The sequence below is a fragment of the Macrococcus brunensis genome (genome assembly GCF_004359615.1).
Lineage (GTDB): Bacteria > Bacillota > Bacilli > Staphylococcales > Staphylococcaceae > Macrococcus > Macrococcus brunensis.
Map to the genome: position 1 here is coordinate 1 of NZ_SCWA01000024.1, position 25,661 is coordinate 25,661.

Below are 25,661 nucleotides of genomic sequence, written 5' to 3' on the forward strand. Positions count from 1 at the left end.
ACGGATGAAAAATAGGATAAAAGAACCCGTCATTTCCTAATGTTGAGGAAATTGACGGGTTCTTTTACACTATTGAGTTGTTGGAATTAGTGAGCTTATAGAAAATCGTGAGATTTTCAGTGGCCTCGCCCTGGCTGCTCTTATTTTTTTACAGTTTCGATATGTACTTCATAGTGCGTATCACCAGACTTGGAGGAAGCTTTTTTAAGAAATTTCTTTAAGTCTTTTTTGAGTTGGGGCAGTTCTTTTTCGTCTATCTGGACCTTCAGCTCCTTGCCAGATTTTTCTGTGTCCTGCTTAGCAGAAGCTTCATCAGTATGGAACTGCAGCAGGTGTTCAGCTGGTATAAATGCTTTGGCCGTAGGTGCATAGAACTTCTGAATGATACTGATTTTCTGTTCGGTTTTGACGATTTCAATGAAACCGTACTTCTCCATCTCTCTTAAATGGTAATGAATCTTGGCACGTGGAATCTCCAGTTCATCAGCAAGCTGCTGGCCGGTCTTAGAAGTGTCATAGAGACATTCCAGTAACTTGATGCGGAATGGATCACTGATACATTTAAGCTGTGCTAGGTTGTCAATCAGTAAAAAATCCTGCATGAGATACTCCTTTATATACATTGATATTTTAATTATTAACTTGAATTAGCGTGATGTCAACTTTCTACACGAATAGATATATTTATCCCTAGAATCGTTAACTCAAAATTAGCAAAAATAATATTAATAAGTATATATTTTTTTTTGTTAATTATTGTATAATAAATCTTAAAAGGAGGTTTCATCATGGTTGGACAACGTGTAAAAGAATTAAGAAATGCAGCTAATATGACCCAGCAGGAACTGGCAGAAGGAATTATTTCAAGAACTTATTTAAGTTTGATTGAAAAGAACACTGTCCATCCCTCCACCAATGTGCTGAAGAAATTAAGTGTTAAACTAAACTGTACGCTGGATGACTTCACCACAACAGCTTCAGAAAGAAACTTAAGTCTTCTGGATATTAAGAAAGAAATAAAGTGGGCTGAGAATAATGTTAAGACAGAAGACTATTCACGTTTAGATGAGTTTATTGCTAAAGACTATCATACTCTGGAAAGTATCACTGAATACGAGCGTGGTGCCACTTACTGGATCAGAGCGAGTTATTTCTTCAGTAAAGAAGAATTTGTATCCGCAAGAGAAGAAGTGAATAAAGCGGTCAAGATTGTAGAAGGCATGAAAGAGGTCAATCTCTATTTACGTTGTCTGATACTACTCGCTCGTATCGAGTTTGAGGAATATCATACGGATGAAGCGATTAAGCAGCTGACTAAAGCAAACAACGTCACTATTTATGAGAATATCACTAATACGACTCGTGTCACTATACTGTCGCTGCTAGGCGAATACTATCGTCTGATGGGAGAAAACCTCGTCTCAATTAACTTTAACAAAGATGCTCTCGCTCTGAATAAGAAACTGAATACACATCATAAAGGCTGCAGTATCGAGAATTCGTTGTTCAAAGCGAAATATGGTATCAGAAATTATGATTTAGCAGAAGAACATATTCGACGTGCAATCAAATATGCGGAACTTGATAATGATGCCATGCAAATAGCCGGTGTAACCACAAATCTTGCTATATTGATGATTAAAACTAAAAAATATAAAGAAGCTTATGATGAACTTAAAAAGGTACTTAAAATTATTGAAGATCATAACATTGATCATCCTTTTGTACTGACCATTAATCTGCGCTACGCACAGGCTATGTCTCATCTGGGTCAGCTGGAAGAAGCGAAAAAACTTGTACAAGGTGCCATTGCTGAAGATTCAGCTGGATTTGCCTTTGAAATCATGGGTGATATTTGTGTGATGGAGGGCTATATGGATGCGGCAATCGATTACCTGCTTAAGTCTGTAGAAGCTAAGGAAGAACCCTTATTCAAAACAAGACTCTATCCTAAACTTGCTGACTTATATCGCAAAGTCGGAAAAATCGATAAATCATTAGAATATTACGAGAAAAGCGTGCACTTCTATGATGAACTCGTTACTGACATGATATAATAATGAAGAGTCACAGCATGGAGGAGATGCAATGTACTTTTTGGATGCATTAGGCAATTTAAGTGCCGCTAAAGTCATCATCAGCATCCTCGATCTGTTAATTGTTTGGTATGTTCTATACTTAATCATCAATGCGATTAAAGGCACGAAAGCAATACAGTTACTAAAAGGAATACTCTTCATTCTAATCGGTAAATATGTCAGTCAGTTACTTGGTTTAACGACAACCACTCGATTATTTGATTTCGTACTTGAATGGGGTTTTCTCGCTGTTATTGTCATATTCCAGCCGGAACTGAGAAGAGCACTGGAACAATTAGGACGAGGAAGTCTGTTTAAAAGAAGTTCAACCCAGAATATCAATCAAAAAAAATTAACAGAAGATATGGTGAAATCAGTTCAATATATGGCTAAAAGACGGATCGGTGCTTTAATTGTCATCGAGAAGACAACGGGTCTGCAGGACTATATTGAAACAGGGATACCGATATATGCCAATATTTCATCAGAGCTTCTTATCAATATTTTCATACCGAATACCCCTTTACACGATGGTGCAATGATTATTCAAGGTGATAAGATAGCTGTAGCAGCAAGTTACCTGCCGCTATCTGATTCCGCTAAAATTCAGAAGAGTCTTGGGACGAGGCACCGTGCAGCGGTAGGGATATCTGAAGTATCGGATGCATTTACTATCGTTGTATCAGAAGAAACAGGTGCTATTTCAGTCACCTATAATGGCAGGTTACGTAAAGAAGTCTCTCTTGAAGTATTTGAGGCGCTGTTGACTGAACACTGGTTCAGCGCACAGATGGATAAGAAGGACGGTGAAGATAATGTTAGAGACTAAATGGGGACTCAGAATCATCTCATTTATACTTGCGTTAGTCCTTTACTTATCAGTCAATGATATTTTCAATGTCTTTGTCACGCAGGAGCAGTTAAGTGGCGATGACACAGTCGTAATTAACGATGTACCGGTCGAGACAATCTATGATAAGAAAAATCTTTATCTATCAGGGGCACCGCAGAGTGTCAATGTTAAGGTGACGGGTCCACAGGCCATCGTCAGAAAAACTGAAAGTATGATGGATTTCAGTGTTAAACTGGACTTATCTAAAGATCTCGTAGGTGATCATAAGAAAAAGTTTCAGGTAGAAGGTCTGTCTGATAAACTGACTTATGAAGTACAACCGAAGACAACCAATATCACTTTAGCTGAAAAAGTCAGCACTACACATGCAGTAGAAGCAGAGATTAATCCGAGTCGCATGGCAACAGGCTATGAACTAGTTGAAAAACAAGTAGATCCTACTCAGGTTTCTATTACAGGCAGCAGTGATGAAATCGTTAAAATAGCCTATGTCAAGGCGACACTCAGCAATAAAACCAAAGTCTCAGAAACAACAACTGAAGAAGCTGAAGTGGGTGTCTTCGATAGTAATCTCAATAAACTGGATGTTACAGTGAAACCCGCCAAAGTCAAAGTGACGATGAAAGTACAGCCGATTTCAAAAGTGGTTAAGATTGTGCCGGTTACAAAAGGGTCACTGCCTGATGGGCTGACCCTGAAAGGCATTACACTTTCAGAAGATGAAGTAGAACTGCAGGGCAAACGCTCGACGCTGGATGGTATCGGTGATATAGAGGTGGAAGTCAACCTTGATACGATTAATGCTGACACTTCTTTCAACGAGAAAATTCCGCTGCCAAGCGATGTCTCAAAAGTAACACCAAAGCAAGTGACTGTTAAAGTAGACGTTACAAAAAACGGATCATAAAGGAGTATTAATTCATGGGTAAATATTTTGGAACAGACGGCGTAAGAGGAGTCGCAAACAGCGAACTGACACCTGAATTTGCATTTAAATTAGGACGATTCGGAGGCTATGTACTTGCACATGGTGGTCATGACAATCCAACTGTATTAGTGGGCCGTGATACACGTGTATCAGGAGAGATGCTTGAATCAGCTCTTGTCGCAGGATTATTATCTACTGGTGCTGAAGTCATGCGTCTCGGTGTCATCTCTACACCTGGCGTATCATATTTAACGCGTGAACTGGAAGCTCAGGCAGGCGTCATGATCTCAGCAAGCCATAACCCTGTACAGGACAACGGGATTAAATTCTTTGGTGCGGATGGTTTTAAACTTTCTGATGACCAGGAAGCAGAGATTGAAGCGCTGATTGATGCAGAAGAAGATACAGTACCACGTCCAACAGGTGTGAACCTCGGTCGTACATCTGACTATTTTGAAGGTGGACAGCGTTACTTAAGTTTCTTGAAATCAACGATTGAGGGCGACCTGGAAGGCTTGAAAATCGCGCTTGACGGTGCACATGGTTCCACTTATTCACTCGCCCCTTATCTTTTCGGTGACTTAGAAGCGGATACAGTGACGATGGGCTGTAATCCGGATGGTAATAACATCAATGCCGGTGTAGGGTCTACACACCCAGAAGCGCTGGCAGAACTGGTTGTGGAAAGTGGCAGTGACTTTGGTCTTGCGTTCGATGGCGACGGCGACCGTTTGATTGCAGTTGACGAAAAAGGTCAGATCGTTGATGGGGATCAGATTATGTTTATTTTAGCCCAGTCAATGAGTAAACGTGGTGAGTTGAATGATAACATGGTTGTTTCTACAGTCATGAGTAATCTTGGTTTCTACAAAGCGCTGGAAGATTACAACATTCAAAGTGATAAAACAAAAGTCGGCGACCGCTATGTAGTGGAAGAAATGCGTCGAGGCAATTATAATCTGGGTGGTGAGCAGTCAGGTCATATCGTCATGATGGATTACAATACGACAGGCGATGGCTTACTGACAGGCGTCCATTTAGCTTCTATCATCAAGCAGTCGGGACAGACATTAAGTGAACTGGCTGGCCAGATGACAAAATATCCGCAGCGTCTAGTCAATATCCGTGTGACTGATAAACATGCTGTAGAAGAGAATGCAGATGTTGCAGCAGCGATCAAAGCAGTAGAAGATGAGATGAACGGTGAAGGCCGTGTCCTTGTTCGTCCATCAGGTACAGAGCCGCTTGTCCGTGTGATGGTTGAAGCGAAGACAGATGAAGATGCAGAACGCTTTGTTCATAGTATCGCTGACGTAGTAAAAGAAAAAATGGGATTATAAAAAAATCGCCTTGCTGATGCAAGGCGATTTTTTGGGGATTAAGGTGTTTACTTTATAATGTCCGATATTTATTTTCGATTTCCTGTGCGAGGCTTTCGTCAATCTTAGCATATTGCATTAAGAACTGCGCTGGACCGTGTTCTTTGATGTAGTTGTCTTTATCGACAGCTTCTGGATCACGCTCGTCTGTGTAACGCATTAAATATGCTGCCATATTAATTAAACCTTCATGGGGTTTGTTTTCAGCTACTAAGTATGACAGAGGTTTAATGATGCGGTCTTCAGGACTGATTTTGCGCAGTGGTGAACGACCGACACGATTTAAATCATCTGACAAGTACGGATTCTGGAAGCGGCCGATGATTTTTTCAACGTATGCAGCCTGTTCTTCTTCAGTAAAATCATATTTGCTCGTTAAGTAGTCGCTTGTTTCACCTAAGACTTGGCGTAACTGTTCAACAACTTCTGGATCTTTCATTGCTTCGTCTACTGTTGCATAGCCTTTATATTTACCGAAGTATGCGATGAAAGCATGACCTGTGTTAACAGTAAGAAGTTTACGCTCGATGAATGGGTGAAGGTCTTGAACATATTTAACACCTTCAAGTTGCTTGCCATACCATTTATCTTCTTCAATGACCCATTCAAAGAACGGTTCAACCATTACATCAAGTGGGTTCTGTTGTTTTTGGATTGGAACGATACGGTCAACTGCTGAGTTAGGGAAGTGGATATGCTCACCAAGTTCACCGACTTCATCAACAATCGCTTTTTTCACCTGGTCTGTCGCCATAATAGCATTCTCACATGCTACGACATTGACTGGACGAGACACATCACGTTTAGCAAGCGCTGACGCAATTGATTTACCGATGATCGGCAGAATGTTGACACCGACAGCTGTTGTAATTAAATCGGCTTCCATTAATGCCTGCTCTAATTTATCTAATTCTTCTACGCTATGAATGCCTTTAACGTCTTCTACGTGCTGACGAGTCTTACTTTCTTCAGCGATGATGACATCATAAGCCTGTTCTTTGTTAATTAGGTAGATGATCTGTGAGCTCACATCAGCGAACGTGATTTCGTATTTATTATCGTATAGGACTTTACCGATGAAGCCACGGCCGATATTTCCGGCACCGAAATGGACAGCTTTCATTATAGTTCGACCTCCCCGAAGATAGCATTGATTTCGTCAGCTGACTGCGCATTGATAACACGGTCAACATTTTCTTCTTCAGAGAAGACAATGGCAATCTGAGATAATAAATCTAAATGTTCGCCGTCTTTACCTGCGATACCGACAACCACTTTCACGATGTTGCCGTCCCAGTCGATGCCTTCTGGAGCTTGCAGTAAAGTGATACCTGATTTGATGACTTCAGCTTTTGCTTCATCTGTACCATGAGGAATCGCTAGGAAGTTACCCATATAAGTAGAAACGATTGCTTCACGTTCTTTCATGGCCTGAATATAACCAGGATTAACAGCACCTGCATCTACTAATTTTTGTCCTGCTGCTTCGATTGCTTCTTCTTTAGTTGCGAAATGCTGATTAACGAGAATGTTTTCTGTTGGAATTAAGTTTGACATGTGTGATTCACTCCATTTAATAGATTTTTTGGCTGATTTGTTTAATCAGTGTATCTTGCATATGTTGAACGACAAGTTCTGAATTGCTAAAAAACTCGTCAGGTGATTCCAGATGCGCCATGAGAAGTATGCTTAACTCACTGACAAAAGGTCTGGCTGCTGTTTCTTCCGGCAGAAGCATGACGAGCAAGTACCTGACCTGTTGCATGACACCGTCCATATTCTTCATCTGAACCGGAGAAGTTAATGTCACGAGTTCGATGAGGGGCTTAGATACGTCTGAATGTGCGATGTGGGGAAGAGCGACAGGATAACCTGTAATAGCGAATCCCTGTATATCTTCTCTTTTACTGAGTTCGTCCGCTGCCGGTAGCTGATTTTTATAATCTGCCCAGCTGGAAATTGATATCGTCTTGAACACAATCCCTTTTAAAATAGCATCTGACTCCACAACGAATGGTATGACATCATTATACACGCTCTGTTTAGTTGATTGCACACGAGACGATGCTCGCGTCGTGAAAACCTGCTGGAGAAGCGCTTTATCACTATCCGGCAGCAGGGGATTGACGACTGTATAAGGCTGGCTGATATCCAGTCCGACTGTTGAAACGATATAGTTATAGCTGTCTAATTGCAGAGATTTCAAATCGCTGACAGAAGCAAGCTTTGTTACTTGAACGGCAGGGAAATGCTCTTCTATCTGATTGGCGAGAATTCTACTTGTACCAAGACCACTTGTACAGACGACAAGGACACTGGCCCTTATATTCTTCATGGCGCCTCCGAAATGAAGCACGATAAATGCAACTTCATTATCCGGAAAATGCACATCAGGAAATACAGTTGTCAGCGCAATGCTGATTGATTTGAACAAGTTCTGATAATCCTGCTTAATCATGGCTGTTAAAGGATTATATGTCTCTATTCCCCCGGTGATACGATTTAATGCAGGAACAAGGTGAAGAAGAAGGCCTTCTCTTAAAGTCTCATTACCGGAAAAGTCATGATGCATCAGTCGAGAGACTTCCTTGATCAGCTCATCCGTTTCTGGGCTGATATCACTTTCAGCTGCACTCTCTGCTGCACGGCGCTTAGCACCGCGTAAGTGCATCGTAATAAAAATGACTTCTTCAAAGTCAAAATCAATGTCATAGGCGGTTGATAATGAGCGGGCAAGATTTTTGGCTACCTGAAACTCAGGTGTTACTTCAAGCGATTTAATAATATCTCCGGAAATCGAGACCTTTTCATTGTTGCGGATTCGTTCAATGGCCAGCACAATATGAATAGTGAGTGTCAGATAAGCCGTTTCAAGAAGAACATAAGGCAGTTCGGCTAATTCATCCATTAACAGACGCTCGACGCTGAAAATCTGATCCATATCGACTAAATCCTTGAGACTTGTATCATTTAAAGTCTGGTAAACAAAGTGGTCCTCAATAACTGAGTAGACACTAGTAGAGTTCAGTTTATCGAGCATGATATCAGCAAGCAGCTGCCTTTTATTGACTTCCTCGCCGAACAGTTGCAGTCCTTCGCCGCGCTTCTTCTGCAAAGTCAGATGATAGCGGGTGAGGTCAGGACTGAGCCCGTCAAGCTCTTTAGACAGTTTATTGATCGAAACACCAATCTCGCTGGCGAGACTGTAAAGTTTGACTGGGTCTTTTGCACGAATAAGCGTATAGAGAATAATGACCTTTCGTTCCTCAACCGATAAGTCTAATACAGTTGAAGCGTCCAGCTGTTCACTAAGTAGAGCGAAATCCGTATCATCGCCCGCAATACGAAGCCCTTTGCCGGTCTGCCGGTCAAGGCTTAAGTTCATACGGCTGAGTGTTTCTTCAACAAACTTCAGTTCACGGTGGACTGTACGGCTCGAGACCCCTAAGTTCTGTGCAATCTGATGAATAGACAGAAAGGAGCGCGGACTTTTCAGCAACGACTCGATGATTTTTTTCTCTCGATGACTGATTTGCATATCCGCACTCCTTTCAAATTAGAAAGTTATTCAATTACTTATACTTAGTTTAAATCGTTGACTGGTAAATGTCTATTTACTGGCCCTGTTTCAAGTTAGCAATCAGCTCTTCGTAACGAGGAGAGTTCAGGAAGTTATCTACTGAAATATGGATAGCACCTGGAACTTGTTTGATTGCACGGTCTGTCAGGACTTTTTGCGTGATAACAAGCTGAGCATCTTTAGGTAACTGGTTGATAGCTGAATTTGTGACTTCAGCATCGATGCCTGCTTTTTTGAATTTATTACGTAACATACCTGCACCCATCGCGCTTGAACCCATACCTGCATCACAGGCAAAGATGACTTTGCTGACGTTAGAGTAGTCATGCGCAGATACATTTTCAGTATCATATTGAGCGAGTAAATCAGGTTCAGTTGTTTCATCTTTATCCACTTCAACGACTTTCACACGGTCAGAAGAAGCAGTTGCAGTTGTTGCAGATGCACCTGTTAAAGTGCCTGCTACTGAAGATTTTTTACCTTTTGTTTCTTCCATTTTTGCTGTTGCTGCTGCTAAATCATCTTCACCTTTGTCTTTAGAGAACTTGAGAATTAAAGAACCGACGATGAATGAAACGAGAGCGGCACCGAGGACACCTAAGAGCATTGTTAAAAAGTCACCTTTAGGCGTAACAGCTGCATAAGCAATAATTGAACCTGGAGCAGCAGGTGATTTTAAACCGAAATCAAGTGCCGAGAAGATAGCAACGCCTGTCATTCCACCGGCAATAGCTGCAAGAATCATAGCAGGTTTCATTAATACATATGGGAAGTAGATTTCATGAATACCACCCACAAAGTGAATCAATGCAGCCCCTGGAGCTGTTGCACGCGCAGAACCTTTACCAAATACCATATATGCAAGTAAGATACCAAGCCCAGGACCAGGGTTAGATTCAAGTGTGTAGAGAATAGATTTACCCATTTCTGCAGCTTGCTCTGTTGCAAGTGGTGTTAATACACCATGATTGATTGCATTGTTTAAGAATAAAACTTTAGCTGGCTCGATTAAAATAGATGTTAAAGGTAAAATGTGCAGATTAACTAAGAATTGAACACCTGCGCCTAAAATCTTCATAATCCAACCAACAATTGGTGCTAATAAATAATAGGATACAGCCATCATACCTAAGGCAAGGAAACCTGCAGAGAAGTTATTGACTAACATTTCAAATCCTGTTCGGATTCTAGGTTGAACTACTTTATCAAATTTTTTCATGAGCCATGCTGCTAAGGGACCTATAATCATTGCACCCAATAACATATGTGTTTTAGGGAATGCCGCAATAATACCCATTGTTGCAGCTGCACCGACTACGCCACCTCGCACATCATGCACGAGTTTACCACCCATAAATGCGATTAAAATAGGAATAAGATAATGTATAGTGGGATCAACGATTGTGGCCAAATCCTTATTTGGCCACCAGCCATCTGGAATAAATAGGGCAGTTAAGAAGCCCCATGCAATAAAAACAGCGATATTCGGCATGACCATACTACTTAAAAAAGAACCGAAAGCTTGAACGCGGCGCTGAATGCCGCTTTTTTGTTCTGCCATAATATTTTCTCCTTTATTTTTTATTTGTTAATTCTATTCTAATAGGAAGTAAATACGAATACTACGGATAGTAAATTTAACTTTGTCATTACGCTTAATGACAAAGCAGAATAAGTAAAGTCCGAACTTGTATCTACAAATCTTTAATTGTATAATGAATTAGGTTTAACTTTTTGGGAGGATAGGGAATTATTAGGGCTACAGCGCCAGTACAGTTTCGACTGTTGACGAGGAGAATGGTTATCGAAAATTCGGCGGATGCCATTCCGGACCTGCTGTTCGACAGCTGTGTGTTAAAACATCCAGGTGACTGGTTGAACAAAGACACTCAGCACAAGCAAATATTAAACCGAGATCAAATATATTAATTACAAATTGACTATCGGAGGAATTTTATTATGTGTGGAATCGTTGGATATATTGGAACACAGGATGCAAAGGAAATCTTATTAAAAGGTCTTGAAAAATTAGAATATCGTGGTTACGATTCAGCAGGTATTGCTGTCCGTAATGGCGAAGATGTTCGTGTTTATAAAGAAAAAGGACGTATTGCTGAATTACGTAAAGTAGTGGATAGTTCTTTTGAAACATCTACTGGTATTGGTCATACACGCTGGGCAACTCACGGTGTGCCTAACCATGATAACTCTCACCCGCATCAATCTGAATCAAAGCGTTTCACTTTAGTGCATAACGGTGTAATCGAGAACTACGAGCAGCTGAAGAGAGAGTTTTTAACAGGTGTGACGTTCACTTCTGATACAGATACTGAAATCATTGTTCAGTTAGTTGAATACTTCTCTAAACAAGGCTTAGACACTGAAAAAGCATTTGTTGAAGTCCTTAAATTACTGCACGGTTCTTATGCGCTTGGTTTACTGGACACAGAAAATCCGGATGTCATCTATGTAGCAAAAAACAAATCGCCATTACTTGTCGGTCTTGGTGAAGGCTTCAATGTTATCGCTTCTGACGCGATGGCAATGCTGCAAGTAACAGATACTTACGTTGAGCTTGTTGACGGTGAAATTGTTCTTGTTGAAAAAGAGAAAGTCACAATCAAAAACTTAGACGGTAAAGAAATCAAACGTAAGCCATACAAAGCTGAAATCGATGCTTCAGATATCGAAAAAGGCACTTATGCACATTACATGTTAAAAGAAATTCACGAGCAGCCAGGCGTTATGCGTAAAATCATCCAGGAATATCAGGATGAAAAAGGCGAACTGAAAATCGATAAAGACATCGTCAAAGCTGTACGTAAAGCAGATCGTATCTACATCGTTGCTTGTGGAACTTCGTACAATGCAGGTCTTGTCGGTAAAGAATACCTGGAGAAATGGGCAGGCGTACCGACTGAAGTACATGTTGCGTCAGAATTCGTCTACAATATGCCGTTACTTTCTAAGAAACCTTTATTTATCTTCATCTCTCAGTCAGGTGAAACAGCAGACAGCCGTGCCGTACTTGTCGCTATTAAAGAACTCGGTCACACTGCTCTGACAATCACAAATGTACCAGGTTCAACCTTATCACGTGAAGCAGATCATACATTAATCCTGCACGCGGGTCCAGAGATCGCTGTTGCTTCTACTAAAGCCTACACAGCACAGATTGCTGTCCTTGCGATTTTAGCGCAGGTAGTTGCTAAAGATGCCGGCATCAAAGTAGACGTCGATCTGTTACCAGAACTTGCAAAAGTGACAGCAGCGATTACAGCAGTGATTGATGACGCCCATACAATCGAAGGTTTCGCGACTGAATTCCTTGAAACGACACGTAATGCGTTCTTTATCGGTCGTACAATGGACTATTATGTTGGAGTGGAAGGCTCTCTTAAACTCAAAGAAATCTCTTACATCCAGGCAGAAGGCTTCGCGGGCGGAGAATTGAAGCACGGTACTATCGCATTGATTGAGGACGGTACACCTGTTATCGCACTTGCGACACAGGAATCAGTCAACTTATCAATCCGCGGTAACGTCAAAGAAGTCGTGGCACGTGGTGCGAAACCATTAATCGTGGCGATGGAAGGCTTAGAGCAGGACGGGGATACTTACGTGATTCCTCAGGTCCATGAAATGCTTGCGCCGCTTGTATCGGTTGTTGTCACGCAGCTCTTAGCTTACTACGCAGCTCTTCATAGAGGCTGTGACGTCGATAAACCACGTAACTTAGCGAAATCAGTGACAGTAGAATAGAAGAAAATCCCGGTCAAATGACCGGGATTTTCTATTTGTTATTCAGCATAACCACTATTTACTTGGTCACCATCACTGTCGTATTCGATTACGTAACCGTCTGGATGGATATCATAAGACTTAACTACTTCACCGTTAGAGTCGAAGATTCCGAAGCCCCAGCCTGTATCATTTACTTCTGGAGAACGAACTTCATTGGAGCCTTCATTAAATGATCCGCCAGCAAAGTCTAATGCTGCTTGCTTAGCTTCAGCAGCAGTTGTGATTTTATTACCTTCTGAAGAATCTTCAGAAGGTTTTTTACTTGTACTTGGTATCCCTGCGCCATTCTTCCATGAATCAGATGAACGTTCATCACGTTGATAGATATATTTAAGGTCATCATCATTATCAAATACGAAGACAAGCGCGAAGCCATTCACATTACTGTCCATGAATGAAGCAGATTCGCCGTATTCATCCTTGCCTTGATGAATAAAATCACCAAACTCATCAATAATTTCTTCTTTAGAAATCGGCCAAGAAGGAACGATAAGAATACGTTCAACTTTTTCTTTACTATCGTAATCAATACCGATATCACCATACTTTCTGATATCTTCTTTTGTGCTATCAATCAGAGATGAATCTTCACCTAGTAGTTCCTCGACCTCATCTTTTGTCATGCCTACTTTAACGTCACGATATCCTTTAAGTGTATTTGTATGAATATAATCTTCATCGAAAGAATCGGGATTGATATCGACACTACGTCTGTCACTTTGTTCTTCTGACTGTTTTAATTTTTTCTCGAAGTTAGCAGAAGAAGCGTCTGATATTTCATCTTCATTAAATGACAGAGTAACCAGCTGTTCTTCGTCGCTGCTCTCAGTAACTACAGTTTTCGTATCAGTTTTAAAAGTTTGGTCATCCATTTTTCCTTCACCCTTAATTTCCAGGGACTGGTCAGATTTGAAAGGTCCGATTTTATAACTACCATAGCCTGATTCTTGTAATTTGGCTTCTTTGCCATTAACTATCACTTTATATAAATCATTATCAAGGTCATAACTATTCTCGAAGGAAACAGTCAGATAAGTAAAGTCAAACTCTTCAGTCACTTGGTCCCCATCACTCATCAGTGCATGCAGTTTACCTTTGAATTCAGTGTCGTCAAGAGTCTTTGTTGCATCAAACTGATAATTTCCGAGAGTAAATGTACCGACTTCAGTAGGTGTATTTGGTTCAGTTTCAACTTTATGATTCTTACCATCAATTTTGTAGTTCACTGTAGAAGCATCATTGCCATAAAGCTGCATTTTCTGTTTGGGAATTGAAAAATCATAATAATTAAATAGGCCGAATTTCTTTCCTTGTTCAATAATTTTCAAAGAATGTGAATCATCGAGATAGACAGAAGTCTCAGGTAATTTCATTTGTTTCACATTCTGTGCCGAAGTCTTTAAATTCGTACTGAAGTTACGTTCGTTATCCACTGTTTTCATATAGCTGATGAAAGCTTTAGCTTCAGTTTCACTTAGGTTCTTTCCATCGCTTGTGAGCAGCTTACTGACTTCTTTGCTATCACCGCTTGTTACTGCTGATGCTACTTTATCCGCATGATTTGTAATAGAGAACTGATTCTCGAGCAGTTTATAAACGGTAAACAGAAGAATAAGAGCTGCCAGACTACTAAGAAGTAAGATTTTAGTATTGCGAGACATCGGTTGTCTAGGGTTGGAACTTGCAGGCGGCTGAACTCTTTGCTGCTGATTAAGCGGTGTACCACATTGTGTGCAGACTTTCTGTTCTTCTTGTACTTCAGCTCCGCATTTTCTACAGTATTTCATATTAATCCTCCTTAATAACTATTAAATGAATTGAACATACCATCCAGTAAATTTCCTGAAGCAGCAGTTATCGCTCGTGTGATAGATGTAACAGTAGATTCGCCGAAAATAATGAAAGCTATACTGATAGCTATAATATAGATAATGATGGCATAGAAACTGGGTATACCCGGCTGAACATATGAAGAATATTTACCAATCAGATATAATGGTGAGAATGCAAAGAGTGTTGCACTGATAAACACAAGACCTGAACCGAAAGTATAAGAATTCAAGATAATCAGCAATAAACCAGTCAGAAAGATGAGGAACGAGAAGCTGTTGATCAGCACATAATCGGAGAGAACTTTTTTAAAAGTCAGATTTGGATTAATCGCAAATTTAGCGAGCAGAAAAGTGGCACTGATAAATATAGCGATGAAGACAAGCAAACTCATAAGAAATTTAAAGATGACACCTGTTTTTGAGATGCCCAGGGTGTTCATTTCGTCTGGCAACATGATGGATAGGAAAAGCGCGGCTATTAATAGCCCGGCACCAATCAGAATAGCAGAAAGAATAGAGCTGAAATGATGAGGTTGAGTGAAAATTTGATCGTGGTTTCTAAAAGCATGGGAAAAAAAGGTTTTTCCTTCGTTAACAAGGACACGAGATTGATTGTTGAGTTGTTCCTTGTTGATCAAAGGAGGTTGTGAGATATCTGGCGTCTCTGATAGTGCTACTTCTGGTGCTGTAAACATCTCTACAGTTTTCTGTTCATCCTTCTGAACCTTTGTCCCGCATTCACCACAAAAACTGTCAGACGGGTTGATAGTATTACCGCAATTTTTACAAATCATTAAAAGTCCTCCAATGTCATGATATAATGTAATTATATATCAAATAATTTAAATTATAACTATAAATTTGTAAATTTAAATTAAAAATATAAAATTATATTTTAAGTTGAAACTATCATTCTTTTAAGTGTTTTAAGGATTTATGTAAGATTTTTGTAATTTATAGATAAATAATCTATAATAATCAAGTAGCAACAAAAATTTTAGGAGTGATAGCAATGAATAAATGGAGCAGATTAGTTGGAGCAGGTATGATTGCTTCAACAATAGTAGCGGGTACAGTAGTGGCCGAACAGCCAGCCCAAGCGAAAACAGACACTGTCCAGAAGCCATATTATAACTACAAAGGGTATACGAAGTACGATGGTCAATTCGTACTCGATAAGTATTTTGTTTCAGCACTTAAAAACGAGAACTTCACGCTTAATGGTTATAAAGTCGCACCGGATGCTAAATTAGGTGGCGAAGGTCAGAAGTCTGAAGTATTTGACACTACTGTTGTTAAAGACAACAAAGGTAAAGTCAGTACAATCGAGTTTAAAGTGAAAGAAGGAACAATCTCTAAAGCAGATTTCCAGAAAGCACACAAAAACAATAAACTAGTGAGAACGACGACGAGCAAAGCAGGCGAAACGTTCCTGAAATATGAAACTAAAAATGGTGGTTATTTTGCAGCATTCGATGCAAAAGGTTATCTGACAGGTCTGTCAATTTACAGTTAATGACTGAATAAAGAACCAGAGTGAAAACTCTGGTTCTTTATTTTGAACAGTTTTATATGGGTGATTGCCATAACTTTCGAGAAGTGGCGGGCAAACGGGAATACGCGCCATAACTTTCGAGAAGTGGCGGGCAAACAGAAATACGCGCCATTTCCGAAAGATATCTCTACAAGCTATTCATCAGCTTTTTATATATAATAGAAAAATGACACATTAAGGGGAGATATGATGGAAATCTGGGATGCATATGATAAGAATCTAAATTGTCTGGGTACCACACTGACGCGAGGAGAACCTATTCCGCAGCATCAATATCACATTGTGGTTGAAGTGACTTTAAGACATCGTGACGGATCGTTTCTTGCCATGCAACGCGACTGGAGCAAACGTGGCGGCCCTGGTCTATTTGAAATAACAGCTGGAGGCAGTCTTCTGCAAGGGGAAGCAATCGAAGCGGGCGCTATTCGAGAACTGCAGGAAGAGACAGGTATCACTGTCCGTGAACTTGAACCACTTTATAAGCTGACAGTAGATGCCAATCAGACGCATTATTTCGGTTATATCGCAGAGACAGACGCACCGAAAGACAGCATTGTTCTTCAGGAGAGCGAAACAATCGACTACAGATGGATAACACCAGATAAACTGGCTGATTTTATCACTTCTGATAAAGTGGTGAACGCCACAAAAGAACGGGTCTGGCCTCAAATAAAAGGTCTGCTATGAAAAAAATCATGATTATCGGTTCAGGTGGTTCAGGAAAATCGACACTCGCCCGTAGACTTGGTCAGCAACTGGGTTTGCCCGTCTTTCATCTTGACGCCTATATGTGGAAACCCGGCTGGATATTATCAACACGAGAAGAACAGAGCGACATTCAGTCACAATTGATGACACACACAGAATGGATTATTGATGGCAACTATTCCGGCACGATGGACGTCCGAATCAAAGAAGCAGACACAATTATCTTTCTCGATATCAGCAGAAGGATCTGTCTTTATCAGGTCATTAAACGCTATCTGACCAATCGTAACACTGTGCGACCTGATATGGCAGAAGGCTGCGAAGAAAAGATAGATAAAGAATTCCTGTCATGGGTCTGGAATTTTCCGAGAAATAAAAGACCAGCACTTATACAAAGACTGAATGAACTAAAAGACTCAAAGCAGGTTATCATTCTTCATTCACCGCAGCAGATAGAAAAATGGCTCCGTCATCTGTAAATTCATATAAAACGGGTATAGCTTATAGAAGACACTTCTAGGGAGGCTTACCATGATGGATGGACGGGCACGCAATATCCGGACGACAAGATTACAAAGCTTGAAGATAGTAGCATTTATTGACGAAGAGCAGCATGTAGTGACAAACAGAGAAAATGATATGGAGGAGATGAACTCATGAACTATGGTAGCGACTATAAATCAATTCCGATGACTTCTATTGCAAGCGGTCATACAACTGAAGTAAAACCAGGTGTCATTCAGCATACATTACAGATGGTTAATATTTTCCTTGTCGAAAACATAGACGGTTCGTTTGTATTGATTGATGCCGGCATGCCGAATAAAGCTCAGGCGATTATTGAACTGGTTGAAGAACAGTACGGGAAAGGTGCTAAACCTCAGGCTATTCTGCTGACACATGGTCACTTTGATCACGTTGGTTCTATTATTGAGCTCATTGAAGAATGGCACGTGCCTGTCTACGCGCACACACTTGAACTGCCTTATTTAACAGGTGCATCCAGCTACCCAGATGCAGACCCGATGGTAGAGGGGAGTTCCGCCGGCCGTCTATCGTTCCTCTTTCCGAAAGAACCGATTGATCTGACGACCCATATCCGGGCACTGCCGCAGGATGGTACCGTGCCTTATCTGGACGACTACAAATGGCTTCATACACCAGGCCACTCACCAGGCCATGTCTCATATTATAATGACAATGCAGGACTGCTGATTGCAGGCGACGCCATCACAACAACTGATCAGGATTCGCTTTATAAAGCGATGAGCCAGAAACATGAACTGAACGGCCCGCCTAGATACTTCACACCTGACTGGCAGGCAGCAAAAGAATCTGTTCGGAAGTTGAATGCACTGCAGCCGAAAATTGCTGTGACAGGTCACGGCATGCCCATGGCGGGAGAGGTGCTTGCAGCTGACTTACAGAAACTTGCAGAGCAATTCGATACACTCGCTAAACCGAAGCACGGCAAATATGTATGATTTCGCATCATCTCATATTAGTGTTAAAATGAAGGCAACAATCATGTAGAGGTGAAAGTATGTCATCAACAAAAGAATCCTATAATTTCAGGGATATCCGTCCTCTTAAACTAGGTGAGGAAGTAGGGAATTCTGTCTCGCATGGTGTACCGGCGCTTTTGATTCTTTTAACACTGCCGTACTTCGCCGTTAAGACTTACTTGATGGGAGGCATGATTCTCTCTCTCGGGATTTCAGTTTTTCTTATCAGTATTTTTCTCATGTTCCTGTCATCCTGTATCTATCATCTGATGCCGAACAAGTCTGTTCATAAATATGTGATGCGTATTGTTGATCATAGTATGATTTATGTCGCGATTGCAGGGACGTATACACCGGTCGCTCTGAGTATTGTCGGTGGCAGGCTGGGGTGGACGATTATGATTATCCAGTGGATCGTCACAATAGGCGGCATTCTCTATAAGGCGACTGCAAAGAATGTTAATCCGAAAGTGAGTCTGACTTTGTATCTGGCGATGGGCTGGCTCGGTATCATCCTCTTTCCGAGCCTTATCAGTAAAGTCAGTATGGGCTTTGTGATTTTGATCGTGGCCGGTGGACTTGCTTATTCCATTGGTACCTGGTTCTATGCGCAGAAGTCACGTCATTACTTTCATATGATCTGGCATTTCTTTATTCTGTTTGGTGCGGGACTTCATTTCCTGGCACTTCTATATTTCATATAAAAAACAACCGCTTAAGTCTTTGAGCGGTTGTCTTTTTTAAAGGAAGCAATAGGGCTGATAGACCGTTATCACAATATCGTCAGCTGATAAGTACTTTCCTAAAAGAGTAAGAATATTACTTTATCCCGTACTGATTCTTCAGTGTTGCTGCCTGCTTATAGGCATTATAGCTTGAATAGAGCAGAAGTCCGCTGAAGATAGCAGAGAACAGAATACCGTACATCAGATTGAGGGCAAGTGTAATCGCGTAGAGCATCATCAGCCCGAGTGACAGATAGAATGAGAAGCGGATAACCTGCGGCAGTGTAAAGCGGCGCATGAAATCTGAACGCAGATTTGATAGCATGAGCTGATTGATGATAAGCCCGATGATACCGACATACATGATAGGCGAGATGAGACCGGCAACGCTGCCCGCCTGAAGCGCCTGATAAGCGGCATAGATTTGATAGAGTGTGAAAGCAGCAACGAGAAAAATAGTGATATAGATTCTTTTATCCATAGCTCCTCCTGAAAAAATATGTAACCCTAGATTATCATGATTAACATCTGATTGAAAGAAATGTATTGGCTATAGAAGATTCATTTGCTATAATAGTGAGACATTCTCTTAATATCTGCACCCTTAGTTCAGCGGGAGAATACTTGCTCGACAAGCAAGGGGTCGGCGGTTCGAATCCGTCAGGGTGCACTACTGACCACTTATCATCAGATAAGTGTTTTTTTATTGATTATATTAATGTAAATTTTATGTAATAATAGGTTATTTATTATATTTTACGATAAAATAGAAATAAGAAAGCTATGGAGGGATGACAATGCATGAAAAGCAAATGGGTGCATGGGAAGCTTACAAACGTTACTGGAAAAATGGCGTGACATTTGAAGGGAGAGCACGCAGAAAAGAATACTGGATGCCGCAGCTCTTTCATCTTCTGTTCAGTCTGATTGCTGCTGCTTTAATGGCTATCATTGCTGCCGTCGTATTCAGTATGAGTTCCAGTCCTGATGAAGTAGGGCCGGGCATCGTGCTGCTGCCACTTATTTATTTTGGGATTATCTTATTTTCACTGGCGACCTATATTCCGACACTCGCTGTCTCTGTCCGTCGCATGCATGATATCGGTAAATCCGGCTGGTGGGTGCTGCTGCCGATAGTCGGACCCTTTGTAATCGGTTCTGCGATGATGATTCTTAATGTTATACTATTAAGTTCCAGCAGCTATCAGGAAATCGCGCCGTCGCCTGTCGTTATGATTTTACCGGCTATCATGGTGCTTATCATGCTTGGCATCAGTATCTGGTTTCTGGTTCTGACTGTGCAGGATTCACAGCCCGGCACTAACAAATGGGGCATGAATCCGAAAGACCCAAAAAGTCCGGACAGACCGATGAATATGCTGACGATGGAGCAAGAACGCCGGATGCATGAGTTTTACAGACAACAGGAGAGAGAAGAAAGATCGCTCTATTAAAAGCATCTTCACTTAACAAAAACGACTAATGGGATACTTCCCGTTAGTCGTTTATCTTAGAAGCTATATTTATAGTAGGAAACTTCGTCTGCATACCATTTAGTACCGATTTTGGTAAATGAAATATCAACTTTATCTTTGTAGTTGATAGAACGGTAGTTGCCATCTGTATAAATATATTGAGGTGAACCGAAAATAGACTTGATTTTGCTGTATTCATATTTATGATAGTCATCAGCGATAGAGATAGATTCCACTATCAGTTTGTCTGTAGAGATTCTAGTATTAGGATAAGAAGCATCGACAGTGACCTGCCAGTCATTACCATAAAAATATAAACCGTCAGTAGAACCATAGCCTCTCGAAACACTTGAACTCGCAGCAGATCCCCACATATTGTACATATAACGTTTGGAATTTCCCAGTTTCACGCCATAATATTTAAACGTTCCGCTTTTCAGCTGAGATGCGACTGTCGTGCTGTAAAGGTTCGGCATTTTTAATGCCTTATTCTTCAGCGTATAAGTGCTGGCCTCTGAAACTGGCGCAAATAAAGTGATGAGTAGAGCAAGAGTCAAGAGAGCTGTCATGAACTTTTTCAATTGTGTATCCCCTTTGTATGTGATACCTCTATTATATCAGAAAAAAATTCAGGTAGATTAAGAGATTGTAAAAAATGCTCACAATAAAAAATAATAAAAAGCTAAACTTTATTTGATAATCCCTTTTGATTTTCTCTGAATCATCATGATCAGTACACCACTCATGACTAGTGTCATCAATGTCGTAAATATACCGCCTTCCAGCCCGAAATGGCCGCCGTTCAGGAAATGATCTCTTGAATTAGAAGTTGTGATCAATAATGACGATGGCAGGTGCATACCGCTGACTTCACTGCCGAGAACAACCCCGAGCATAATATTCCACACACTATGTGTCGCGCCAGTCAGCCAGATATTGTCGCTCCAGTAGAAGAGGAGTGAAAACAGCACACCGGCGAGAAAGATGTTATAAGTTGAAATTGCAGTGACACCTGGATTGAGTAGATGCAGGCCTGCAAAGAACAGGGAATTGATGATGATTCCGGCTGGCAGTCCTAACTGCTTAGCGACTTTATTCATGATGAAACCACGTGCCAGCACTTCCTCAGTCAGCCCTTGAACCATAAAGCAGAGTATCATTGCGACAAAAATCAGGAGACTGAAATTGGGATTAGGGCGGACAGCTACAGCGCCTGTGGCATAATTCAGCAAGAAAACAAGGAGAATCAGCCCGATACCTAGGCAAACGCCCATCAAATATTTTTTCAAAGCCTGTTCTTTAAAGAAGCCCATTGCACGTTCAGAATGCTGATAGACGAAGCGGTTGAAGATCAGCAGTAATAGTAACACGATCGGGAAACTCAGCATATTGACGAAGAAGAGCTGCAGACTCCCTGGGTTCATCTCATCCGCATTCGCAATAGATATGATATAAAGCAGAACGGGTGTTGCCACAACTATGGTAAGAATAGAAGAAATGATATAGATTGCTAACGCAGACATGATCACCGACCACCATTTATATGGTGACTTCATCGACTTTATACTTTCATTTATCTTCACCATAATGCCTCCTTTCCTTTATTCTAGCATTAACAAGCTACTGAACACGTAATCTTCAGTAAATTTAAGGAAATTTTAAGGTAATAGACTATAATGAACCACAAGGGGGAGATAGCATGGAAAAGAATGAGCACTCGTTCAGTGCAATATATCATCAGTTCTGGAAGCGGGCATTTGATTTCAGAGGGCGGTCAAGTCAGGCAGAGTTCTGGCTGCCGTTCGTTGTTCATAGGGGAATAGAAGTTCTGATATATATGCTGATGCTTATAGTCTATATGATGAGATTCGATGAAGATAACGTCTTTGCCCCGTATATCATTCCGACACTTTATTATAGTCTGATTATTTTCTCGTTGATTTTATTGATTCCGGAAATCGCCGTTATAGTCAGAAGACTGCACGACGTGGGTCGGCATGGCTGGTGGGTAGTCGTGATGCTGCTTAACCCGTTACTGATTTATAGTATCAACGGCATCAACTATCTCTTCAGACATCAGTCCGCTTCTAATTTCGCAACATTTTTTAGTTTTCTCATTCTGTTCTGGGTCATCAGTTCCACTATCTGGTTTATCATCCAGCTGAGCAAAGCATCATCAGAATGGACAAACAGATAGGGAGAAACGCAATAATCTTCAAGAAAGAAGGGTTTAAATGACATTAACAAGAAATTTAAGGAGAGCGAATCTCGAACGGTGGTATATGTATCCAGGTTCCGTTTACGACGGAGAGGAATACCAGTATACAATGCTTGAAGTATTCATCTGGGAAGAGAAGGATGAAATATATATCCTGATTATTACGGATTTAAAAGAGGAAGTTCTGTATAAGAATGAAGAGCTGATATCAGATATAGAAGGACTGGCGCATCACTTAGTGATTGAAAAGGGTTCTACACAGCTTTTTGAATTTGTGGAGATAAATAAAGAAGAGTTCCAAGCGGATCCCTTATCTCAAGAAACACTAGCTTGCCAGATTATAGAATACAGAGATAGATGCTGGGCAGAATATGTACAGCGCAACATCTATCCAAAATATCCTTTAATTAGCTATGATGCACATCAGAAAACATTTACTTACTAGCAGCCTGTTGCTCTTCAATGGCGAATGTCGCCCATATGGTCATGATAAAAAAGATACTGAATCCTAGTCCAGATACCCAGATACGCCATGTATCAGGATGATTAAAGACGATATTCGAATAAGAATAGTAACTGAATAAAATTATCCAATAACTCATAAAGAGTGGCGCATATGGAGAGACATTTTTCAAAGTTATCATTCCTTTCGTAATCCAGTATAACACCCATATAAAGGGAAAACCAGGAGGCTGATAATTCGTCTCCTGGTTTTTAGTCATTACCTATATTCACCAGCGCGAATGGATAGACATGAGCTGCGCCTTGGTCCAGTAACAGACTCGCGGCAACAGTCATCGTCCAGCGTGAATCAACCAGGTCATCCATCAGCAGCACGTTCTTCCCTTGAACTGCTTCTGTCTGACTCACTTTAAGTGTCTCCCGCACGTTATTCTCCTGCATCATCGAGTTATGCATCTCTTTCTGCGGCATACCTTGAGCTGTCTTTTCCAGTGCTTCGCTATAAGTTATCCCCAGATTATCTGCAACCTTTCTGCCAAGTTCAGGGATAAGAGTGGGTCTTCTTAAACTCGGCACGCCAGTTATCACTTCGATATCATTTGCAGCAATATGCTCTTTCAGAAAGTGAGTCACAGTCGTCACGGTCTTGTCTGAGAAATGACCTTGCTCTCGCTCCAGCATAAATCGCCTGCCGATAGGAGAGTAGGCATCAACAGTATAAGTCCAGCCGAGTTCGTATACGAGTGCGTCGTCAACCTTCTTATTGTTCGACCAGCGTTTACGCGGTGTGATGACACCGTGCAGCTTGTTTTTAAATTCCTTCGCCTGCTCAAGATAAGGATTGTCGTCCTCCAGTGTAAGGAACTGCCTGTTACGACAATGCGCACAGATGCCGCAGCGTTCCTTTGTATCAGGCGCGTCCAGTTCGTCCGCAATAAACTTCATATAGCAGCCGTCATAATTGATGAATGCTTTCAGGTTATCCAGTTCAGCAAGACGAGTCTCATTCAGCTGCTTTTGAATCCGCGCGTTGCCCGCCGCATCAAAATGGTGCTTCGGATGGACGTAGTACTTACTTTTCTCCGTATAGATATAGTTATGGACATAGAGATACTTCAGTACAGAAGCGAGTTTTGTGACGTTCAGATTGAAATGCTGCAGAATCTCATTCCGTTTCAGTCCATCTGCGCTGTCACCGATCACCTGCAGAATCTGCTGCAGCAGCTCCGGATCCTTGTTCGCGCCTTCAATAAATGACTTGATGATCTCTTCGTCCTCCTCCCCGTGCAGCAGAATCGCGAGTGCAGACGAACCATCGCGTCCGGCACGTCCGATCTGCTGATAGTAGGCGATCAGGTTCTGCGGCAGCTGAAAATGGATGACGAAGCCGATATCCGATTTGTCATAACCCATCCCGAGCTTGACAGTAGAGACAATAACGCGTGTCATGCCAGTATGGAATCCTTCGAGTATGTCTTCAGTCATATCTTCACCAGACACATCCTGCAAACCCGAATAATAAGCAGTAACAGAGATACCTTGTAGCGACAGGAAATAGGCAACAGAGTCACATTCCTTCTTCGTCAGGCAGTAGATGATGCCCTGTTTCTTGCTCAGGAATGGATGTCGCGTCAAAGCATCCGTGATAAAAGCCAGCCGTTCAACCTTACTCTGTGCCGCGTTGACCTGAATGGAAATATTGTCACGAATCAAGTCGCCACGGAAGACCTGTAAGTCATCACCTAACTGATCCTTGATATCCTGAATCACCCGGTCATTCGCAGTCGCTGTCGTCCCGAGAATCGCGATGTGATCAGGGAACGACTGCAGCAGATAGACGATACGCTGATAATCAGGACGGAAATCATGACCCCAGTCAGAGATAGAATGCGCCTCATCGACCACCACCATCTCAATATCACTCACTGCGCTGAGTCTCTCAATAAACTCAGCATTTGATAGCTTCTCAGGCGAGACGATGATCGCATCGACCTCATTAAAAGCATCATAAATAGCCTCCCAGTCGTCACGGTTATTGCTGTTGATCGTCACGACATTCAGACCAAGTCGGCCTGCTGCCTCTATCTGATTATGCATCAAGGCAAGAAGCGGACTGATAATAATCGTCGGCCCCGCACCACGCTCACGCAGAATCTTCGTCGCAATAAAATAGACAATCGACTTCCCCCAGCCGGTCTTCTGAATGACAAGTGTTTTCTGCTTATTCACCACCGCCGTAATCGCCTCGAGCTGACCCTCGCGGAATTCACTCGCCTCACCGTATGTTTCCTTTAAAATCTCTGTTGCACATTCCTGAATTGAGTCCATACTGACCCTCCTTAAGCTATTAAATCCATTGTAACAACAATATAGACATATCAAGTAAAGATATGATAAAAACATTGTAAATAATCTCTATTATTAAAAATAAATCACTAGTGTTGCATAAATAAATACAGAATTTTCTGAACTTTTATTTTCTACGAAAATTTAAAAATTGAAAACACCTAAACAGAGGTAGCGATCATCCATTTTTTTACTGATGTAATTACGTAATAA

General features: G+C 41.3%; 26 protein-coding genes and 1 tRNA gene. 15 read left to right on the forward strand and 12 right to left on the reverse strand.

The features are described 5' to 3' along the window. Positions 1–140: 140 nt before the first annotated feature. Positions 141–602, reverse strand: a complete 462-nt coding sequence (locus tag ERX27_RS10190; protein WP_133432723.1) for an ArsR/SmtB family transcription factor — start codon at positions 600–602, stop codon at positions 141–143. A gap of 186 nt (positions 603–788) precedes the next feature. Here ERX27_RS10190 and ERX27_RS10195 point away from each other — a divergent pair, with 186 nt between their 5' ends. Genes ERX27_RS10195 through glmM form a run of 4 tightly spaced genes read left to right on the forward strand, consistent with a single transcriptional unit; the run spans position 789 to position 5,199 of the window. After that, positions 789–2,057: a helix-turn-helix domain-containing protein gene (locus tag ERX27_RS10195; RefSeq protein WP_133432724.1), complete on the forward strand. Its 1,269-nt coding sequence runs from the start codon at positions 789–791 to the stop codon at positions 2,055–2,057. A 31-nt stretch (positions 2,058–2,088) separates the two neighbouring features. After that, complete coding sequence (gene cdaA / locus ERX27_RS10200; RefSeq protein WP_133432725.1) at positions 2,089–2,907, forward strand: diadenylate cyclase CdaA; 819 nt, start codon at positions 2,089–2,091, stop codon at positions 2,905–2,907. Beyond that, positions 2,894–3,838 (forward strand): CdaR family protein, encoded by a 945-nt coding sequence (locus ERX27_RS10205; RefSeq protein WP_133432726.1) that lies wholly within the window; start codon positions 2,894–2,896, stop codon positions 3,836–3,838. Before cdaA ends, ERX27_RS10205 begins: the two co-directional genes overlap by 14 nt. Before the next feature lie 14 nt (positions 3,839–3,852). Beyond that, positions 3,853–5,199 (forward strand): phosphoglucosamine mutase, encoded by a 1,347-nt coding sequence (glmM, locus tag ERX27_RS10210; RefSeq protein ID WP_133432727.1) that lies wholly within the window; start codon positions 3,853–3,855, stop codon positions 5,197–5,199. A 52-nt stretch (positions 5,200–5,251) separates the two neighbouring features. Here the strand turns inward: glmM and ERX27_RS10215 are convergent, their stop codons facing one another. From ERX27_RS10215 to ERX27_RS10230, 4 genes are all read right to left on the reverse strand, one after another. Continuing rightward, positions 5,252–6,361 (reverse strand): mannitol-1-phosphate 5-dehydrogenase, encoded by a 1,110-nt coding sequence (locus tag ERX27_RS10215; RefSeq protein ID WP_133432728.1) that lies wholly within the window; start codon positions 6,359–6,361, stop codon positions 5,252–5,254. After that, on the reverse strand, positions 6,361–6,795 hold the full coding sequence (locus ERX27_RS10220; RefSeq protein WP_133432729.1) for a PTS mannitol transporter subunit IIA: 435 nt from the start codon (positions 6,793–6,795) through the stop codon (positions 6,361–6,363). The genes ERX27_RS10215 and ERX27_RS10220 overlap by 1 nt, the downstream gene beginning before the upstream one ends. Positions 6,796–6,811: 16 nt before the next feature. After that, a complete protein-coding gene (locus ERX27_RS10225) occupies positions 6,812–8,776 on the reverse strand; it encodes a BglG family transcription antiterminator (protein WP_133432730.1) in 1,965 nt (654 codons plus the stop codon). Between the two features lie 76 nt (positions 8,777–8,852). Then, on the reverse strand, positions 8,853–10,379 hold the full coding sequence (locus ERX27_RS10230; RefSeq protein ID WP_133432731.1) for a PTS mannitol transporter subunit IIBC: 1,527 nt from the start codon (positions 10,377–10,379) through the stop codon (positions 8,853–8,855). Between the two features lie 398 nt (positions 10,380–10,777). Between ERX27_RS10230 and glmS the strand changes: the two genes are divergently transcribed. Continuing rightward, on the forward strand, positions 10,778–12,580 hold the full coding sequence (glmS, locus tag ERX27_RS10235; protein WP_133432732.1) for a glutamine--fructose-6-phosphate transaminase (isomerizing): 1,803 nt from the start codon (positions 10,778–10,780) through the stop codon (positions 12,578–12,580). A gap of 38 nt (positions 12,581–12,618) precedes the next feature. Here glmS and ERX27_RS10240 read toward each other — a convergent pair whose 3' ends face one another. Next, positions 12,619–14,409: a TcaA second domain-containing protein gene (locus ERX27_RS10240; protein WP_133432733.1), complete on the reverse strand. Its 1,791-nt coding sequence runs from the start codon at positions 14,407–14,409 to the stop codon at positions 12,619–12,621. 11 nt (positions 14,410–14,420) lie between these two features. After that, positions 14,421–15,248, reverse strand: coding sequence for a zinc ribbon domain-containing protein (locus tag ERX27_RS10245; protein WP_133432734.1), 828 nt, complete (start codon positions 15,246–15,248; stop codon positions 14,421–14,423). A 218-nt stretch (positions 15,249–15,466) separates the two neighbouring features. Here ERX27_RS10245 and isaB point away from each other — a divergent pair, with 218 nt between their 5' ends. The 6 genes from isaB (at position 15,467) to trhA (ending at position 18,926) form a co-directional block, all read left to right on the forward strand. Beyond that, on the forward strand, positions 15,467–15,970 hold the full coding sequence (gene isaB, locus ERX27_RS10250; RefSeq protein WP_133432735.1) for an immunodominant staphylococcal antigen IsaB family protein: 504 nt from the start codon (positions 15,467–15,469) through the stop codon (positions 15,968–15,970). A 228-nt stretch (positions 15,971–16,198) separates the two neighbouring features. Continuing rightward, complete coding sequence (locus tag ERX27_RS10255) at positions 16,199–16,696, forward strand: NUDIX hydrolase (protein WP_133432736.1); 498 nt, start codon at positions 16,199–16,201, stop codon at positions 16,694–16,696. Then, complete coding sequence (locus ERX27_RS10260) at positions 16,693–17,196, forward strand: DNA topology modulation protein (RefSeq protein ID WP_133432737.1); 504 nt, start codon at positions 16,693–16,695, stop codon at positions 17,194–17,196. Before ERX27_RS10255 ends, ERX27_RS10260 begins: the two co-directional genes overlap by 4 nt. Positions 17,197–17,248: 52 nt before the next feature. Continuing rightward, entirely contained in the window at positions 17,249–17,377 is a 129-nt protein-coding gene (locus tag ERX27_RS11595) for a hypothetical protein (protein ID WP_279434120.1), read from the forward strand. After that, the gene (locus tag ERX27_RS10265; RefSeq protein ID WP_133432738.1) at positions 17,374–18,201 is read left to right on the forward strand and encodes an MBL fold metallo-hydrolase; all 828 of its coding nucleotides are present in this window, start codon (positions 17,374–17,376) and stop codon (positions 18,199–18,201) included. The genes ERX27_RS11595 and ERX27_RS10265 overlap by 4 nt, the downstream gene beginning before the upstream one ends. 59 nt (positions 18,202–18,260) lie before the next feature. Further along, on the forward strand, positions 18,261–18,926 hold the full coding sequence (gene trhA / locus ERX27_RS10270; protein WP_133432739.1) for a PAQR family membrane homeostasis protein TrhA: 666 nt from the start codon (positions 18,261–18,263) through the stop codon (positions 18,924–18,926). 115 nt (positions 18,927–19,041) lie between these two features. Here trhA and ERX27_RS10275 read toward each other — a convergent pair whose 3' ends face one another. After that, positions 19,042–19,428, reverse strand: coding sequence for a hypothetical protein (locus ERX27_RS10275; protein WP_133432740.1), 387 nt, complete (start codon positions 19,426–19,428; stop codon positions 19,042–19,044). Between the two features lie 117 nt (positions 19,429–19,545). On the opposite strand from ERX27_RS10275, the gene ERX27_RS10280 reads away from it, so the two are divergent. Beyond that, a tRNA-Val gene (locus tag ERX27_RS10280) sits at positions 19,546–19,617 on the forward strand. Positions 19,618–19,744: 127 nt separating this feature from the next. Beyond that, complete coding sequence (locus tag ERX27_RS10285; protein WP_165983149.1) at positions 19,745–20,401, forward strand: DUF805 domain-containing protein; 657 nt, start codon at positions 19,745–19,747, stop codon at positions 20,399–20,401. A gap of 56 nt (positions 20,402–20,457) precedes the next feature. Here the strand turns inward: ERX27_RS10285 and ERX27_RS10290 are convergent, their stop codons facing one another. Further along, positions 20,458–21,003 carry a hypothetical protein gene (locus ERX27_RS10290; protein ID WP_133432742.1) on the reverse strand — a complete coding sequence of 182 codons (546 nt, stop codon included), beginning with the start codon at positions 21,001–21,003 and terminating at the stop codon, positions 20,458–20,460. Positions 21,004–21,111: 108 nt separating this feature from the next. Beyond that, positions 21,112–21,945 (reverse strand): CPBP family intramembrane glutamic endopeptidase, encoded by an 834-nt coding sequence (locus ERX27_RS10295; protein WP_165983150.1) that lies wholly within the window; start codon positions 21,943–21,945, stop codon positions 21,112–21,114. A 176-nt stretch (positions 21,946–22,121) separates the two neighbouring features. Between ERX27_RS10295 and ERX27_RS10300 the strand changes: the two genes are divergently transcribed. Together ERX27_RS10300 and ERX27_RS10305 are read left to right on the forward strand one after the other, a co-directional pair. Continuing rightward, positions 22,122–22,619 carry a DUF805 domain-containing protein gene (locus tag ERX27_RS10300; RefSeq protein WP_133432744.1) on the forward strand — a complete coding sequence of 166 codons (498 nt, stop codon included), beginning with the start codon at positions 22,122–22,124 and terminating at the stop codon, positions 22,617–22,619. A 37-nt stretch (positions 22,620–22,656) separates the two neighbouring features. After that, complete coding sequence (locus ERX27_RS10305) at positions 22,657–23,085, forward strand: hypothetical protein (RefSeq protein WP_133432745.1); 429 nt, start codon at positions 22,657–22,659, stop codon at positions 23,083–23,085. Here ERX27_RS10305 and ERX27_RS11430 read toward each other — a convergent pair. Together ERX27_RS11430 and ERX27_RS10310 are read right to left on the reverse strand one after the other, a co-directional pair. After that, entirely contained in the window at positions 23,075–23,242 is a 168-nt protein-coding gene (locus ERX27_RS11430) for a hypothetical protein (RefSeq protein ID WP_165983151.1), read from the reverse strand. The two genes, ERX27_RS10305 and ERX27_RS11430, sit on opposite strands and share 11 nt — an antisense overlap. Before the next feature lie 112 nt (positions 23,243–23,354). Beyond that, complete coding sequence (locus tag ERX27_RS10310; protein ID WP_133432746.1) at positions 23,355–25,430, reverse strand: RecQ family ATP-dependent DNA helicase; 2,076 nt, start codon at positions 25,428–25,430, stop codon at positions 23,355–23,357. Positions 25,431–25,661 lie beyond the last annotated feature (231 nt).

Excerpts from the sequence above, each read along its gene's own strand:
- ERX27_RS10285 (WP_165983149.1), top strand. The coding sequence starts at position 19,745 with ATGCATGAAAAGCAAATGGGTGCATGGGAAGCTTACAAACGTTACTGG.
- ERX27_RS10240 (WP_133432733.1), bottom strand. The coding sequence starts at position 14,409 with ATGAAATACTGTAGAAAATGCGGAGCTGAAGTACAAGAAGAACAGAAA.
- ERX27_RS10230 (WP_133432731.1), bottom strand. The coding sequence starts at position 10,379 with ATGGCAGAACAAAAAAGCGGCATTCAGCGCCGCGTTCAAGCTTTCGGT.
- glmM (WP_133432727.1), top strand. The coding sequence starts at position 3,853 with ATGGGTAAATATTTTGGAACAGACGGCGTAAGAGGAGTCGCAAACAGC.
- ERX27_RS10265 (WP_133432738.1), top strand. The coding sequence starts at position 17,374 with ATGAACTATGGTAGCGACTATAAATCAATTCCGATGACTTCTATTGCA.
- ERX27_RS10295 (WP_165983150.1), bottom strand. The coding sequence starts at position 21,945 with ATGTCTGCGTTAGCAATCTATATCATTTCTTCTATTCTTACCATAGTT.
- ERX27_RS11595 (WP_279434120.1), top strand. The coding sequence starts at position 17,249 with ATGATGGATGGACGGGCACGCAATATCCGGACGACAAGATTACAAAGC.
- ERX27_RS11430 (WP_165983151.1), bottom strand. The coding sequence starts at position 23,242 with ATGAGTTATTGGATAATTTTATTCAGTTACTATTCTTATTCGAATATC.
- cdaA (WP_133432725.1), top strand. The coding sequence starts at position 2,089 with ATGTACTTTTTGGATGCATTAGGCAATTTAAGTGCCGCTAAAGTCATC.
- ERX27_RS10305 (WP_133432745.1), top strand. The coding sequence starts at position 22,657 with ATGACATTAACAAGAAATTTAAGGAGAGCGAATCTCGAACGGTGGTAT.
- ERX27_RS10275 (WP_133432740.1), bottom strand. The coding sequence starts at position 19,428 with ATGGATAAAAGAATCTATATCACTATTTTTCTCGTTGCTGCTTTCACA.
- isaB (WP_133432735.1), top strand. The coding sequence starts at position 15,467 with ATGAATAAATGGAGCAGATTAGTTGGAGCAGGTATGATTGCTTCAACA.
- ERX27_RS10225 (WP_133432730.1), bottom strand. The coding sequence starts at position 8,776 with ATGCAAATCAGTCATCGAGAGAAAAAAATCATCGAGTCGTTGCTGAAA.
- ERX27_RS10215 (WP_133432728.1), bottom strand. The coding sequence starts at position 6,361 with ATGAAAGCTGTCCATTTCGGTGCCGGAAATATCGGCCGTGGCTTCATC.
- trhA (WP_133432739.1), top strand. The coding sequence starts at position 18,261 with ATGTCATCAACAAAAGAATCCTATAATTTCAGGGATATCCGTCCTCTT.
- ERX27_RS10300 (WP_133432744.1), top strand. The coding sequence starts at position 22,122 with ATGGAAAAGAATGAGCACTCGTTCAGTGCAATATATCATCAGTTCTGG.
- glmS (WP_133432732.1), top strand. The coding sequence starts at position 10,778 with ATGTGTGGAATCGTTGGATATATTGGAACACAGGATGCAAAGGAAATC.
- ERX27_RS10260 (WP_133432737.1), top strand. The coding sequence starts at position 16,693 with ATGAAAAAAATCATGATTATCGGTTCAGGTGGTTCAGGAAAATCGACA.
- ERX27_RS10190 (WP_133432723.1), bottom strand. The coding sequence starts at position 602 with ATGCAGGATTTTTTACTGATTGACAACCTAGCACAGCTTAAATGTATC.
- ERX27_RS10245 (WP_133432734.1), bottom strand. The coding sequence starts at position 15,248 with ATGATTTGTAAAAATTGCGGTAATACTATCAACCCGTCTGACAGTTTT.
- ERX27_RS10220 (WP_133432729.1), bottom strand. The coding sequence starts at position 6,795 with ATGTCAAACTTAATTCCAACAGAAAACATTCTCGTTAATCAGCATTTC.
- ERX27_RS10195 (WP_133432724.1), top strand. The coding sequence starts at position 789 with ATGGTTGGACAACGTGTAAAAGAATTAAGAAATGCAGCTAATATGACC.
- ERX27_RS10205 (WP_133432726.1), top strand. The coding sequence starts at position 2,894 with ATGTTAGAGACTAAATGGGGACTCAGAATCATCTCATTTATACTTGCG.
- ERX27_RS10255 (WP_133432736.1), top strand. The coding sequence starts at position 16,199 with ATGGAAATCTGGGATGCATATGATAAGAATCTAAATTGTCTGGGTACC.
- ERX27_RS10310 (WP_133432746.1), bottom strand. The coding sequence starts at position 25,430 with ATGGACTCAATTCAGGAATGTGCAACAGAGATTTTAAAGGAAACATAC.